Origin of the sequence: Lentibacillus sp. CBA3610 (genome assembly GCF_013373365.1) — a bacterium.
Taxonomy (GTDB): domain Bacteria; phylum Bacillota; class Bacilli; order Bacillales; family Amphibacillaceae; genus Lentibacillus.
On the sequence record NZ_CP035925.1, the window covers coordinates 1895224 to 1910676 of the forward strand.

General features: G+C 44.2%; 10 protein-coding genes and 1 pseudogene. All 11 read right to left on the minus strand.

The window, feature by feature from the left end:
• Positions 1-35 precede the first annotated feature (35 nt).
• Positions 36-1433: a Fe-S cluster assembly protein SufB gene (sufB, locus tag Len3610_RS09610; RefSeq protein WP_176447755.1), complete on the minus strand. Its 1398-nt coding sequence runs from the start codon at positions 1431-1433 to the stop codon at positions 36-38.
• 59 nt (positions 1434-1492) lie between these two features.
• Positions 1493-1924 carry a Fe-S cluster assembly sulfur transfer protein SufU gene (gene sufU, locus Len3610_RS09615; protein ID WP_176447756.1) on the minus strand — a complete coding sequence of 144 codons (432 nt, stop codon included), beginning with the start codon at positions 1922-1924 and terminating at the stop codon, positions 1493-1495.
• Positions 1914-3134, minus strand: coding sequence for a cysteine desulfurase (locus Len3610_RS09620; protein ID WP_176447757.1), 1221 nt, complete (start codon positions 3132-3134; stop codon positions 1914-1916). The genes sufU and Len3610_RS09620 overlap by 11 nt, the downstream gene beginning before the upstream one ends.
• The gene (sufD, locus tag Len3610_RS09625) at positions 3134-4441 is read right to left on the minus strand and encodes a Fe-S cluster assembly protein SufD (RefSeq protein WP_176447758.1); all 1308 of its coding nucleotides are present in this window, start codon (positions 4439-4441) and stop codon (positions 3134-3136) included. Before sufD ends, Len3610_RS09620 begins: the two co-directional genes overlap by 1 nt.
• A gap of 17 nt (positions 4442-4458) precedes the next feature.
• Positions 4459-5244: a Fe-S cluster assembly ATPase SufC gene (gene sufC, locus Len3610_RS09630; protein WP_176447759.1), complete on the minus strand. Its 786-nt coding sequence runs from the start codon at positions 5242-5244 to the stop codon at positions 4459-4461.
• Positions 5245-5592: 348 nt separating this feature from the next.
• Positions 5593-7002 (minus strand): argininosuccinate lyase, encoded by a 1410-nt coding sequence (gene argH, locus Len3610_RS09635; protein WP_176447760.1) that lies wholly within the window; start codon positions 7000-7002, stop codon positions 5593-5595.
• Positions 6999-8255, minus strand: coding sequence for an argininosuccinate synthase (locus Len3610_RS09640; RefSeq protein WP_176447761.1), 1257 nt, complete (start codon positions 8253-8255; stop codon positions 6999-7001). Before Len3610_RS09640 ends, argH begins: the two co-directional genes overlap by 4 nt.
• 45 nt (positions 8256-8300) lie before the next feature.
• Positions 8301-9263 carry an ornithine carbamoyltransferase gene (argF, locus tag Len3610_RS09645; protein ID WP_176447762.1) on the minus strand — a complete coding sequence of 321 codons (963 nt, stop codon included), beginning with the start codon at positions 9261-9263 and terminating at the stop codon, positions 8301-8303.
• Positions 9264-12497, minus strand: a complete 3234-nt coding sequence (carB, locus tag Len3610_RS09650; RefSeq protein ID WP_176447763.1) for a carbamoyl-phosphate synthase (glutamine-hydrolyzing) large subunit — start codon at positions 12495-12497, stop codon at positions 9264-9266. It abuts the gene before it with no gap.
• A 163-nt stretch (positions 12498-12660) separates the two neighbouring features.
• The gene (locus Len3610_RS09655; RefSeq protein ID WP_176447764.1) at positions 12661-13602 is read right to left on the minus strand and encodes a fumarylacetoacetate hydrolase family protein; all 942 of its coding nucleotides are present in this window, start codon (positions 13600-13602) and stop codon (positions 12661-12663) included.
• Positions 13603-14624: 1022 nt separating this feature from the next.
• A pseudogene (locus Len3610_RS09660) lies at positions 14625-15447 on the minus strand (MetQ/NlpA family ABC transporter substrate-binding protein).
• Positions 15448-15453: the final 6 nt, after the last annotated feature.

Here is a 15453-nt window from a genome sequence, read left to right on the forward strand (position 1 = left end):
TGCCATATCTATTGATATGACAGGGTTTTATTAATTTAACCGATTGAACCTTCCATTTCCATCTTGATCAGCCGGTTCATTTCCACTGCGTATTCCATTGGCAGTTCTTTCGTAAATGGCTCAATGAAGCCCATCACGATCATTTCCGTTGCTTCTTCTTCACCAAGGCCTCTGCTCATCAGGTAGAAGAGCTGTTCTTCGGAAACTTTGGAAACTTTGGCTTCGTGCTCCAATGAAATGTTGTCATTGTTAATTTCATTATATGGAATCGTATCAGATGTTGATTCATTATCCATGATTAACGTGTCACATTCAATATTCGAACGGGCACCGGTTGCTTTGCGCCCGAAATCAACAACACCGCGGTAAGTCACTTTGCCGCCTTGTTTGGAAATTGATTTGGACACGATAGTGGACGACGTATTTGGCGCAAGATGATACATTTTGGCACCAGCGTCCTGATGCTGTCCTTTACCTGCAAGTGCAATGGACAGTGTGTTACCGCGTGCACCTTCGCCTCTTAGAAGGATGGACGGATATTTCATCGTCAGTTTTGAACCGAGGTTGCCGTCAATCCATTCCATTGTAGCATTCGCACCAGCTGTAGCGCGTTTTGTAACCAGGTTATACACATTATTGGCCCAGTTTTGGATGGTTGTATAGCGGCAATAGGCATCTTTGTGAACAAAGATTTCAACAACCGCACTGTGCAGGGAGTTGGTTGTATAAACCGGTGCTGTACAACCTTCCACATAGTGAACGGATGAACCTTCATCCGCGATGATCAGGGTACGCTCAAATTGGCCCATGTTTTCCGAATTAATCCGGAAGTATGCCTGAAGCGGTGTTTTCGCCTCGACACCTTTAGGAACATAGATGAATGAGCCGCCGGACCAAACAGCTGAGTTCAATGCTGCAAATTTATTATCAGATGGCGGAATAACTTTACCGAAATACTTTCTGAACAGTTCTTCATTTTCCTGAAGTGCTGAATCCGTGTCTTTGAAAATAATACCCAGTTCTTCAAGGTCTTCTTTCAGGTTGTGATAAACAACTTCGGACTCATACTGTGCGGATACACCAGCCAAATATTTTTGCTCGGCTTCAGGGATTCCCAATTTATCGAATGTCTGTTTAATTTCATCAGGAACTTCATCCCATGATTTCTCAGTTCTTTCTGATGGTTTTACATAATAGACAATCTCGTCAAAATCAAGCTCTGACAAGTCACCGCCCCATTGCGGCATTGGTTTTTTATAAAATTGCTCCAAAGCTTTCAGACGATAATCGAGCATCCATTGAGGCTCTTCTTTCATTTTTGAAATCTCTTCGACTACCTCACGTGTCAACCCTCTACCGGAACGAAAAATCGAAACGTCTTTGTCATGAAAGCCATATTTGTAATCTTCCATTTCAGGCACTTGTTTTGCCATGAAAATACCTCCTTTAAAGTGTTCTTTTATCATTCACTTTTGTTCCAAATGACTGTCTGCTATTCCTGAACACCTTTTTCCATTGCCTTCCAAGCAAGGGTTGCACATTTAATTCGCGCCGGAAACTGGGAGACTCCCTGCAATGCTTCGATATCTCCCATATCCAAACTTTCTGTATCCACATCCTCACCAAGCATCATATCAGAGAAAGCTTTCGACATGTTTAATGCGTCATCAAGTTTTTTCCCTTTGATTGCCTGGGTCATCATCGATGCGGACGACATACTGATGGAGCAACCTTCACCGGTGAATTTAGCATTTTGAACAACGCCGTCTTCCACCTGTAATTGAAGCTGGATCCGGTCACCGCATGTCGGATTGTTCATGTCAACTGTAAGCGCGTCGCCTTCAACAGAACCCTTATTTCTCGGATTTTTATAATGATCCATAATGACCTGTCTGTACAGTGTATCAAGGTTGTTAAAAGACATCGCCAAAATACTCCTTCGTTTTCAAAAGTCCATCGACTAATCGGTCAGCATCTTCTTCTGTATTGTACAGATAGAAACTTGCCCGTGCTGTGGCACTTACATCAAGCCATTTCATTAATGGCTGTGCACAGTGATGACCGGCGCGGACTGCTATCCCTTCTGCATCAAGCACTGTTGCTGCATCATGAGGGTGTACATCATCCAGATTGAAGGTAACCAATGCGGCACGTTTTTCCGGACCATAAATGCTTATACCATCTATTGTACGCATTTTTTCCATTGTATAGTCGGCTAATTTCTGTTCGTGTTCTGCTATATTATCCAAGCCAACCTCATTTAGAAAATCAATAGCTGCACCAAGTCCAACAGCTCCGGCAATAATTGGCGTTCCCCCTTCAAATTTCCAAGGGAGTTCCTTCCATGTTGAATCATAAAGGTCAACAAAGTCAATCATTTCGCCGCCAAATTCTACCGGTTCCATATCCTCAAGCAATTCCTGTTTACCATACAATACTCCAATACCGGTCGGCGCACACATTTTATGGCCGGAAAATGCGTAAAAGTCACAATCAAGTTCCTGAACATCAACCTTCATGTGCGGTGCTCCCTGTGCGCCATCAACAACCATCACAGCGCCATTTTGGTGTGCTATTTCGGTAATTTCCTTAATCGGATTAATGGTCCCGAGAACATTCGAAACGTGAGACATGGCAACTATTTTCGTGTTTTCGGTTACCGTTTCACGCACGTCTCTCAATGAAACCGTACCATCATTCTGAAGTGATACATATTTCAACGTTGCCCCTGTCGCTTTAGCCGCCTGCTGCCAAGGAATGAGGTTGCTGTGATGTTCCATTGGTGTAATCACAATTTCATCCCCTGCATTCAGGTTGGCACGCGCATAACTATATGCAACCGTATTAATTGATGTTGTTGTGCCGCGCGTAAAAATAACTTCAGCCGTGCTTTTTGCATTGAGGAATTTACGAACCTTCTCCCGGGCACCTTCATACTGATCAGTTGCCCTGGAACCCAATGTGTGCACACCGCGATGCACATTCGAGTTATTCTCCTTGTAGAAGGCATCAACGGCTTCAATCACTTGACGCGGTTTTTGCGATGTAGCAGATGAATCCAAATATACCAGAGGATGTCCATTCACTTCCTGATGTAAAATCGGAAATTGTTCCCTTATGGCACCTACATCCATCAGTATACCTTCCTTTCAATAACCTGCCTTAACTGAGCTTTGACGGATTCAATCGGCAACTGACCCACTACCGGTTCAAGGAAACCATGGATAACCAGACGTTCAGCTTCTTGTTGGGTAATGCCGCGGCTCATCAGATAATACAACTGAAGCGGATCAACGCGACCGACAGATGCAGCATGCCCTGCTTCCACATCATCTTCATCAATCAAAAGAATCGGGTTGGCATCACCGCGGGCGTCTTTACTCAGCATCAGGACACGTGATTCCTGCTCTGCATTCGATCCTGATCCGCCATGCTCAATTTTACCGATACCATTAAAGATTGATCTTGCTTTATCCCGCATGACACCATGCTGCAGAATATGCCCTTCCGTAAATTTGCCAAAATGCGTGATCTGTGATGTGAAGTTTTGCGACTGTTTTCCACGGCCAACCGAAACTGTTTTGGCATTGGAAACGGCATTTTCATCAATCAGATGGGTCACATTTTCAGAAACTGTATTGCCATCATTCATCTGCCCTAATGCCCATTCAATTCGTGCATCACGATACGCAACGCCACGGCGGTTGATATAGGTGGTTGTTCCTTCCGCAAAATTATCTACGCCGCCAAAGGAAATTTGAGCATTATTGTTGGCAATGACTTCTGTGACGATATTGGCAACTGTTTCCTGTTCATGATTTTGGGAGAAATAATTCTCAACATATGTCAATGAACTATTATCATCCGCTACGACCAGCACATGATTAAACATGGCAGCTTCGGGATCTTCCTGCCAGAATATCACCTGCAGCGGCTCTTCCAACTGGACATTTTGAACATATACAAATGCCCCGCCATTCATTAGTGCTGCATGCAGTGCAGTGAGCCGGTGCTCATCAACTGATACGGCGTCTTTCATGTAATAGCGTTTAACCAAATCTTCATGCTCGCTGATAGCTGTGAAGATATCTGTGAAAATAACACCTTTTTCTTCAAGGTCTTTACTCAACGATGCATAAGCAACGGTGTGGTTACGTTGTATTAAAAGATTTTCCTGTTTATTCTCCTGATCAAGAAAATCCTGTATATCTTCAGGTAACTGATCCAGAGATGCTATCTTTTCGCCTTTAGCTGCATCATGTTTGAAATTGCTGAAATTCCATTTAGTGATGTTCGTCTTGTCAGGCTGTGGCATTTCCAGCGAATCCGCTTGCTCTAAAGCTTGAAGGCGTAAATCCCGCATCCAGTCCGGTTCGTTGTTATCTTGTGAAAACTGGTTAATATAATCTTGATCGTAAGGCAATTTTGTTTCGACAGTCATTTTACCCCTCCTAGCTTTTAGACTTCTTGCTCGACGTTTTCATCTTCAAGGCCAAGCTCTTGTTTAATCCAGTCATAACCTTCAGATTCCAGACGCTGTGCAAGTTCCGGACCACCGGATTTTACAACACGGCCTTGCATCATAACGTGTACTTTGTCAGGTGTAATGTAGTTAAGCAAGCGCTGATAGTGTGTAATAATCAGGCAGCCGAATTGCTCATCACGCATTTTATTAATGCCTTTAGCAACTACTTTTAAAGCGTCAATATCCAGACCGGAGTCAATTTCGTCAAGAATGGCAATTTCCGGCTTGAGGAGCATTAACTGCAGGATCTCATTCCGTTTCTTCTCACCGCCTGAGAAACCTTCATTCAGGTAGCGCTGTGCCATGTTCTTATCGATTTCAAGCTCATCCAGTACGCCATCCATCTCTTTAATGAATTTCATCAGGGAAATTTCATCGCCTTCCTCACGGCGCGCATTAATGGATGAACGCAGGAAATCTGACGTGGTCACGCCACTGATTTCGCTTGGATATTGCATAGCGAGGAAAAGTCCGGCACGAGCCCGTTCATCAACTTCCATTTCCAGAACGTCCTGCCCATCCAAGTGGACACTGCCTTCTGTGATTTCAAAGCTTGGGTGACCCATGATAGCGGAAGCAAGCGTTGATTTACCTGTTCCGTTAGGTCCCATTACAGCGTGGAATTCACCACCATTTATCGTAAGGTCGACACCTTTTAATATCTCGTTACCTTCAATTTCAACATGAAGATTTTTAATCTCTAGTGTTGAGCCTGCCATATCGATACCTCCAGTTACTGTTATTATGCTATTGTTGAAATGGATATGTAGACATCCATTCTCAATCTATTCTCATTATCATCTTAAATCATTTCGAAAGTATTATCAACTCTCAGGTGGCTTTTCGATAGAGATTCTTACTAAACAGTGTTTAATAACCCTTTTCTTATGATAACGTTTATTATGCTGGTCAACCAACTTATATAACTCAATTTCCTGCACTGATTTTAGTAAAAACGCATAACTGCATAAAAAATCCGAACCGATTCGAAAATCATCTGAATTTTGAATCGTTGTTCGGACTTTTCTTTTGATTCTATACGTTTATTCCCGGGATCATTTATATGATTATAGATACTTGAATTTCATTTCGTACCAATCCTGATTCTCTTTCAGCAGTCCCTCTGCTTTTTCCAGTTGCTGTTTAACGCTTTCTTTACCCGTCCCGCCGTATGCTTTGCGTGCATCCACGACTGCCTCGGGACTCAAGGCTTTGAAAATATCGGCTTCGATCAATTTGGAAAATGTCTGGAATTCCTCAAGGGACAAATCCAGTAAGTATTTATTTTCGTTAATGCAGTGCAGCACAATATTGCCGACTGCCTCATGGGATTCCCTGAATGTCATTCCCTTATCGGTCAGATAGTCCGCTAAATCAGTGGCGTTGGAATAATCCTGCCTGACTGCCTGATACATCGATTCTTTTTTAACGTGCATCGTTTCAATCATAGGAGCAAGCAGCCCAAGGGCACCGCGCAATGTCTCGGCTGTATCAAACATGCCTTCTTTATCCTCTTGCATATCTTTATTGTAGGCCAGTGGCAGCCCCTTTAACATGGTGAGCATGCCAGTCAGATGACCGTAAACGCGCCCGGTCTTTCCTCGTACAAGTTCTGCCACATCCGGGTTTTTCTTTTGAGGCATCATACTGCTCCCCGTTGAGAAAGCATCATCAAGCTCAATGAAATTAAACTCGACACTCGACCACTGCACCATTTCTTCACATAGCCTGGATAAATGCATGGCAATGATCGAAGCATCTGATAAAAATTCCACAACAAAATCCCGATCACTGACAGCATCCAGACTGTTTTCACATAAACCATCAAAATGCAGCTCCCCAGCAACAAATTCCCGGTCGATCGGGAAAGTCGTGCCAGCGAGTGCACCGGCACCGAGCGGCATTTGATTGACCCGCTTCCAGCTATCCGTCAGCCGTTCCACATCCCGCTGAAACATAAATATATATGCCAGTAAATGATGGGCGAATGAAACTGGCTGGGCACGCTGCAGATGCGTATACCCAGGCAGCACCGTATCCTGATTGGCTTCAGCTTGCGTATAAAGCGACGCTTGAACATCTTTCAATAATTGGACCATTTCCAAAATAGTGTCGCGCAAATATAATCGCATATCCAGTGCCACCTGATCATTACGGCTTCTGCCGGTATGCAGCTTGCCACCAGCTGAGCCAATTTCATCGGTCAGCAGTTTTTCAACATTCATATGAATATCTTCATGTTCCGCATGCAGTACGGCTTCACCGCTATCGATTTTAGCAGCAACAGAATGCAGCCCATCCGTAATCATATCAGCATCGTCAGCTGATATGATAGCGCATTTTTTAAGCATTTTGACATGTGCCAGACTGCCCTGGATATCATATTTTGCCAGTTTTTTATCAAAATGGATTGATGCTGTGTAGTCATCCACCAATTGATTCGTTGATTTTGTAAATCGCCCGCCCCATAGTTTCATTGGTTCAAAGCTTCCTTCACTGAGATAGTCAATTTACTCTCTGTCTCTGTCATTTCACCTGTGTTATTCACGGACGAATGCACTTTTGTCGGCAGTCCCCAAAGTTTAATAAATCCTTTGGCCGCTTCATGATCAAATGCATCATCAGCGTTATATGTTGCCAGGTTAAAATCATAGAGGGATTGCGCTGACTCGCGTCCGATTGTCTGGGCATGGCCTTTAAACAATTTCATTTTGACCGTACCGGATACATATTGCTGTGTTTCGTGAATAAATGCTTTGAGCGCATTGGTTAAAGGTGAATACCATAGGCCATCATAAACCATTTGGGCAAATTGTTGCTCGACAGTTGGTTTAAAACGTGAGGTCTCACGTGTCAATGTCAGTGACTCCAATTCCTTGTGGGCTGCAAGCAGGACAGATGCTGCCGGTGCTTCATAGATTTCCCTTGATTTAATACCAACCAGGCGGTTCTCGACATGATCAATCCGCCCGACGCCATGCTTGCCTGCCAGTTCATTCAGCTTTAAAATCAATTCATCCAATGCAAGTTCCTGTCCATTCAGTGAAACAGGTTTTCCTTGTTCAAAGGCGATTTCAACAACTTCCGGCTCATCGGGGGCATCAAGTGGATCAACGGTTAAATCATAGGCATCTTTCGGCGGTTCTGCCCACGGATCTTCCAAAATCCCGCATTCGTTGCTGCGTCCCCATAGATTTTCGTCAATGCTGTATGGGCTATCCACATTTATCGGAATCGAGATGTCATGCTGCTGTGCAAACGCAATTTCTTCATCTCTGGACATTGACCATTCCCGTACAGGTGCCACAACATCGAGGTTCGGATTCAGTCCGGCAAAAGCTACATCAAACCGGACCTGATCATTGCCTTTTCCTGTACACCCATGTGCAACCGCAGAAGCACCTTCTTTCTCAGCTATATCAACGAGCAGTTTGGCGATAAGTGGTCTGGAAAGCGCTGAAATCAGCGGATATTTTCCTTCGTATAGCAGGTTGGCCTGTAAAGCCGGCAGAACGTATTCATTGGCAAACAATGATTTTGCATCAACCACATAGGACTTCATAGCACCTACATCGAGTGCTTTCTGTTTGACAAATTCCAGATCTTTTCCTTCCCCAACATCGATAGCCACCGCAATGACATCATAATTATATTGATCCTGGAGCCACTTAACAGCAACAGATGTATCAAGCCCTCCTGAATATGCTAATACGATTTTTTCCTTACCCATGATATCCTCTCCTTAAATAATATATCGTCACGTCAGCCGATAAAATCAGCTCATTAATGCTGTCATCAATGCCTTCTGAGCATGCAGCCTGTTTTCCGCTTGTTGAAACACGACCGATTGTTTGCCATCCATAATATCCGAGGTCACTTCTTCACCGCGGTGTGCCGGCAAGCAATGCATGAAAATGGCATCGTGATTTGCCAAGGCGAAAAGTTCAGCGTTCACTTGGAAGCCGGAAAACGTTTGTTCACGGACAGACTGCTCTTTTTCCTGCCCCATACTCGCCCACACATCGGTGTAAATGACATCTGCGTTTTGTGCAGCGGTTTCCGGACTTGAGCTGACTTCCACTTGGCTTCCGGAATTTCCGGCGATTGATAAAGCTTCCTGAATAACAGAACTCTCAGGCTGATAATCCTCAGGTGCGGCGATGCTGATATCCATACCAGACATAGCCGCTCCAATCATCAAGGAGTGTGTCATATTATTGCCATCACCGAAATAAGCAAGTTTCACACCTTTAAGTCCGCCTTTTATTTCCTGGATTGTCTGGAAATCAGCAAGAACCTGACATGGGTGATACATATCTGTTAACCCATTAATGACCGGGATGGAGGCATTTTCAGCAAATTCCCCCACCATATCCTGTGAAAATGTACGAATCATCATCCCATCAACGTACCCGGACATCACTTTAGCTGTATCGGCGACCGTTTCGCCCCGGCCCAATTGCATCTGATCGGCATTCAGGAAAATACCTGTACCGCCCAGTTGGGAGATGCCGGCTTCAAAGGATACACGCGTTCTTGTCGATGACTTTTCAAACAGCATGCCGAGTGTTTTTCCTTTCAATGGCTGATTCTGTGATCCTGATTTATAGCGCTTTTTCATCTTATCAGCCAGCTGAAGCAAATAGGCCAATTCATCTTTACTATAATCAGCAAGTTTTAAAAAATCACGGCCTTTTAACTGGTGTGCAACATGGATAGGTTCAATTTTTGTCTGCATTCACACCACCTGCTCTTTCGTCTTATTCAAACCATAGCTGATATCCAAATAATCATTGATTGAAACAGGTTTTCCTTGAGGTTGAACCGACGCATGCACGTAAGCGAGCAACGTCTCAGCTGATGTCAAGCATGGCGTGCCAACCGAAAGCGCCTCCGTCCTGAGTGAGGCATGAGCATCCTCTCTAAACGACTTCTGCGTATCACAAACGAGCTGGAAACCATTTTCTGCACAAATCGTCCGGGCCTCTGCAAGACTGATTACCTGCTTAACCGAAACACCCCGATTGCTGAGTGCATCAGCCGTTTCCTGATCGGCAGCTAATGTATCCGTCATATCTGAAAGCAGTGACAAGAGTTTCTGCGGCAGACGAGCAGCTGATGCACCAAGTGATAAATAAATCGGTTTTTCCGTTTGTTTAGCCAACAGACTGTTTTCCGTCCAGCCAACTGCTTTTGCCAACGCCTCTTCCATCGATGTTCCTATCCCGATCGCCTCACCGGTCGATTGCATTTCCGGTCCTAAATACGGATCCACACCGGCCAATTTATCAGATGAAAAGACCGGCATTTTGACAGCATAATAAGGAAGGTCATCATGCAAGCCAAGTTTCCACGGCTGTTCGTTCAGCGGTTTGCCCGTTTGTACCTGTACAGCGAGATCAATGAGCTGAATGCCGGTCACCTTGCTTGCTATCGGGACAGTCCTTGATGCACGCGGATTAACTTCCAGAACATACAATTGCTCTTTGTCTTCACTGAGCACAAATTGTATATTGACCATTCCCTTTAAGTTCAATGCTGCCGAGATAGATGTTGTATATGCTTCAATCAATTGCTTCTGCGACTTGGAAAGTTCCGGCGCCGGGAAAACTGCGATACTGTCACCTGAGTGGACACCTGCCCGTTCAATATGCTGAAAAACACCAGGTATCAGCACGTCTTCGCCATCACAGACAGCGTCAATCTCAAATTCATGTCCCGGAATAAACCGATCAACTAACACTGGAAATACGCTCGTATCCGGATTATCCGCATTTATCGCGTTAAGATATGTTATCAGTTCATCTTCATTCGTCAAAACGACCATACCGCTTCCGCCAATGACGTAAGAAGGGCGTACCAAAACCGGATAACCTATCGCATCCGCAGTCTTGACAGCCTCGTTTAATCCTGTCACTGTTTCCCCGGGTATATGGGGAATGTTAAGCCTCTTTAGCAGCTGGTAAAATTCATCCCGATCCTCTGCAGCATTGATTGCCGATAGTGGCGTACCGTACACATGAACACCGGCCTGACTCAATTCTTCTGCCAGATTAATCGCTGTCTGACCCCCGAATTGAACCATCACCCCGTCAGCCTTTTCATTATGAACGATGGCCAACACGTCTTCAGCTGTCAGCGGCTCAAAATAAAGATGATCGGCCATATTATAATCGGTACTGACTGTTTCCGGATTATTGTTTATGACAACGGCTTTGATCCCCTGATTCTGCAGTGAAACGGACGCCTGAACGGAACAATAATCAAATTCAACACCTTGCCCAATCCTGATCGGGCCGGATCCTAAAACGACAACTTTTTGCCCTTTCATCGGTAATGCTTCATTCGCATCATGCCATGTACTGTAAAAATACCCTAAATCGACCGAATCCTCTGTCGTGCTTGTATCAACTGACTTAAAGGAAGGTGCCATTTTCTGAGACCGATTTTTCACGTCTGATAAATCCTCGTTGAAAAGATAAGCCAGAACCTTGTCAGATAATCCAATAGCTTTTGCTCTTCTCACTTCGTCCCGGCTTATGTCATCCCAGCCTTTCTTAGCCAATTCATTCTCCATATCAGTTACAGATGCTATTTCGTTCAGAAAAAAGTGATTGATACCAGTCAATTCGTGTACCTGATCAAGCGAATATCCCCTTCTTAACGCTTCAGCTGTCACAAACAGCCGGTCATCAGTTGCGTCTATAAGTGTTTGTTCAATGGTTTCCGTCGTCCAATCCGTGAGAAAAGGAAAACCATCGATCCCTGCATCAAGCGACCGGATTGCTTTATTCAACCCAGCCGGTAAATTGCCTGCCAGTGCCATCACTTCCCCTGTTGCCTTCATCTGTGTCCCAAGTGTTCTGTCAGCTGTTTTGAATTTATCGAAAGGCCAGCGCGGTATTTTCACTGCGATGTAATCAAGTACCGGTTCAAAACCAGCATATGTCTTTCCTGTCATCGGATTTTGCAATTCATTGAGATCCCAGCCCATGGCGATCTTGGCAGCAACCCTGGCAATCGGATAGCCGGTCGCTTTTGAAGCAAGTGCACTTGAGCGGCTGACCCTTGGATTAACCTCAATGATGACATATTCGTCACTATCCGGATTTAGCGCAAATTGAATATTGCATCCGCCAATGACGCCGAGTTCCCGAATGACGCTAAACGAAGCACTGCGGAGCATTTGCTTCTGTTGATCCGTCAATGTCTGTGAAGGTGCAACGACGATACTGTCACCTGTATGAATACCGGCTGGATCAATATTCTCCATATCACAGACGATAATACAGTTATCGCTTGCATCCCTTATCACTTCATATTCAATTTCTTTCCACCCCTTAATGCTTTGTTCAACAAGCACCTGACCAACGGGGCTGACATCAAGACCGTGGCGTACAACTGATATGAGCTCCTGTTCGGTTTCGGCAACACCACCGCCGGCACCGCCTAATGTATACGCCGGTCTGACGATAATCGGAAAACCGGCTGTCTCTGAAAATCGGACCGCATCATCGGTTGTACGGACAGATAAACTTTCAGGAACAGGTTCGCCGATTGATTTCATTGTCGATTTAAAGATATCGCGATCTTCACCTTTTTGGATGGTATCTAAAGAGGTTCCCAGCAGTTCAACATTATGTTGTGCCAATACACCTGCTTCATATAATGTTACCGCCAGATTCAGACCTGTCTGTCCACCAAGTGTCGGTAATATCCCATCTGGCTGTTCTTTTTGAATAATGGCGGAAAGGGAGTCTTTCGTCAATGGCTCTAAATAAACCTGATCGGCAATCGTACGATCAGTCATAATGGTAGCCGGATTATTATTGACGAGAATGACTTCAATGCCTTCTTCTTTTAATGCCAGACAAGCCTGTGTTCCGGAATAATCGAATTCAGCTGCCTGGCCAATGATGATAGGACCCGATCCAATGACAAGAACTTTCCGGAAATGCTGTAATTTAGGCATACTGTACCTCCCTTTTCAAAAACGCATCATTTACATAGATATAAAATGTTATGTATTATTATGCAATAAAATTTATATTAATGCAACATGTTATCGATAATAAATTTTTTTCTATAAAAAAGAGTACAAATCACTATATAGATTCGCACTCATCGTTAATTCATTATTCAAATTTTGATTGTGCCACTTTATTTTCAATCCGCCCGATATTGTCGATCTCCGCAGTTACGATATCGCCATCTTTCAAATACTGCGGTGGTTTCATCCCCATACCGACGCCAGCCGGTGTACCTGTCATAATGATGTCGCCCGGTTTCAATGTGATGAGCCCTGAAATGAATTCAATCAGAAAAGGAATATCAAAGATGAGTTGGTTCGTTGTTGCCGCCTGTCGTACCACGCCATTCACCGTTGAGCGTATGGACAAATGACTTGGATCACCGACTTCATCAGGGGTCACAACCCACGGGCCAACAGGTGTCGTGCGATCGAGCGTTTTTCCCTGCAGCCATTGCGGTGTTCGTTTTTGCAGGTCACGGGCTGAAATATCATTGCCGATTGTATAGCCTGCAATCGCATCAAGCGCTTTGTCCCGTTTAACATGCGATGTCTCTTTTCCAATAACGACTGTCAACTCTGCTTCATAATCAAATTTTTGGACGAACCGCGGCTTTTTAATATTATGCTCAGGGCCGACAAGTGCATTGGCAAATTTGGCAAACAGCACCGGATAGTCCGGAACATCACTCTGCATTTCGGCTGCATGAGCTGCATAATTCTTTCCGACACAGATGATTTTTTCAGGCGATGGAACTGGTGTGGAAAGATAGACGTCACCACGGCTGAAGCTGATATCTTCCACATCTTTATTTGCTGCATAAGCCTGTACGTTTTTTGCCTGGTCAATGAGGTGCTGGCCGGCCGAAAAAAATTGTGTCGGGTCTGATGGAAAAAGTATATCTGCAGAACCCGCCAAGTCCTGATTCTCATTAGCACGATGCATCTTCTGCCATGCTCCCTGGAGATCGGTAATTTCATCGCCCTTCATAAAACCCATCCGCAGTGGTCCGGGAGCCCCTTTTATTTTATAGCTTAATAATTTCATGTTAAGTCCTCCTTGAAGATTGCGATTATATACTTATTCGATTCCAACCATTACAATCCCTTTAAAAAGATCGTATTTTGGGAAAGATTTTTATGTATACGGAAGGCTGTTTTATTGCTAAACGCCGCTATATGGGGAATATGAGCTGGAGACGACGTATATGGGCGGGTAAATAGAATTATGGGCGCGCGATTGAAAACATGGGTGCAAAAACTAAATTATGGGCGTGTAATCGGAAATATGGGCTTGAAAACTGAATTATGGGCCCGTGAATGGAAACATGGGCGCAAAAACCAAATTATGGGCCCGTAATCGGAAATATGGGCTTGAAAACTGAATTATGGGCCCGCGAATGGAAACATGGGCGCAAAAACCAAATTATGGGCCCGTAATCGGAAATATGGGCTTGAAAACTGAATTATGGGCCCGTGAATGGAAACATGGGTGCAAAAACTAAATTATGGGCCCGTAATCGGAAATATGGGCTTGAAAACTGAATTATGGGCCCGCGAATGGAAACATGGGCGCAAAAACTAAATTATGGGCGCGTGACCTCCCCTTCAAGCGCCTTCTGGCAAAAATCATCCTGCCATTAAAAATCCGGCACCCTTTTAAAAGGGATACCGGATTTTTCGATTACGTATTCATGTGTCTGCCGATATCTGCGACCATTTGTTTACATTTTTCATATTCATGCTCGCGTCGTTTTTCCACGGCTATTGCGGTTATCCAGTTTTCTTTCATATTCCACATAACCCATTTTGTGCGATTGCTGCATGGCTTTCTCCATTTCCGGAGTATAATGCATTTTTATTCCACTATGAATAGTGAACCATCCTTTCGTTTGATTACGATAACAAGGATATCATATCATCAATGTCCAAAACAAAATGCATATAGCCGCTTTAAATCGAAACGTATCATGTGAAAAAAGCTAAGACGCACTCACCAGGTTTTCATTTAAACATAGGGCAAATTACTGCCAAATGCTATCGATTCCTTAAAATCCATCCCCACGTGAATCACTCTGGTGCACCATCTACAGGAACAATAGCACCATCAAATTCTTCTATCATAAAGTCCTGTATCTCATCAGAATGCAGGACATCTACCAGCGTATTCAATGCTTCGTTGTCCTCATCGCCTTCGTTTACTGCCACAACATTGTGATATTGTGATTCCTCATCTTCGAGGATGAGTGCCATCTCCATTGGATTCAAATCTGCTCCAATGGCATAGTCGGTGTTTGATGGCAACGAGTGTGTTTTCTTCTGTTTCATATAACTCAGGCAGATAAGCTGCATCATAATCATATGAGAACGTTAAGTTTTTCGGGTTTTCCACGATATCATCCGGTGTTGCGTCCACTTTGTCAACATTCTCATCCAATTTGATCAGGCCTTCGCGTTCCAGGAGTGACAGAATACGGCCATGATCGGCAACAGAACGGCTCATCAGCACCTCAGTACCGTCCGGGATCTCATCAAGACTGTTGAAATCCTTGGAGTAAATCCCCATTGGTTCGATGTGAATACCACCGATATGTGTAAAGTCATACCCAATTTCCTCGATTTGTCCCTCTAAATAAGGAATATGCTGGAAATAGTTTGCATCAATTTCGCCGTTCTCAAGATCATCATTCGGCAAGACATAATCCTGATATTCTTCAATGTTTAATGTAATGCCCTGTTCCTCCAGTATTGGTTTAGCTTCTTCCAGAATGATTGCATGCGGGGTACTGTTTGCACCAACAGTTATTTCATTGGAATCCCCGTCGCCGGAACCACCACATGCCGCAAGTAAAAGAATGAATAGTAAAGCAAAAGTTACCAAAAGCCTTTTCATTTACAT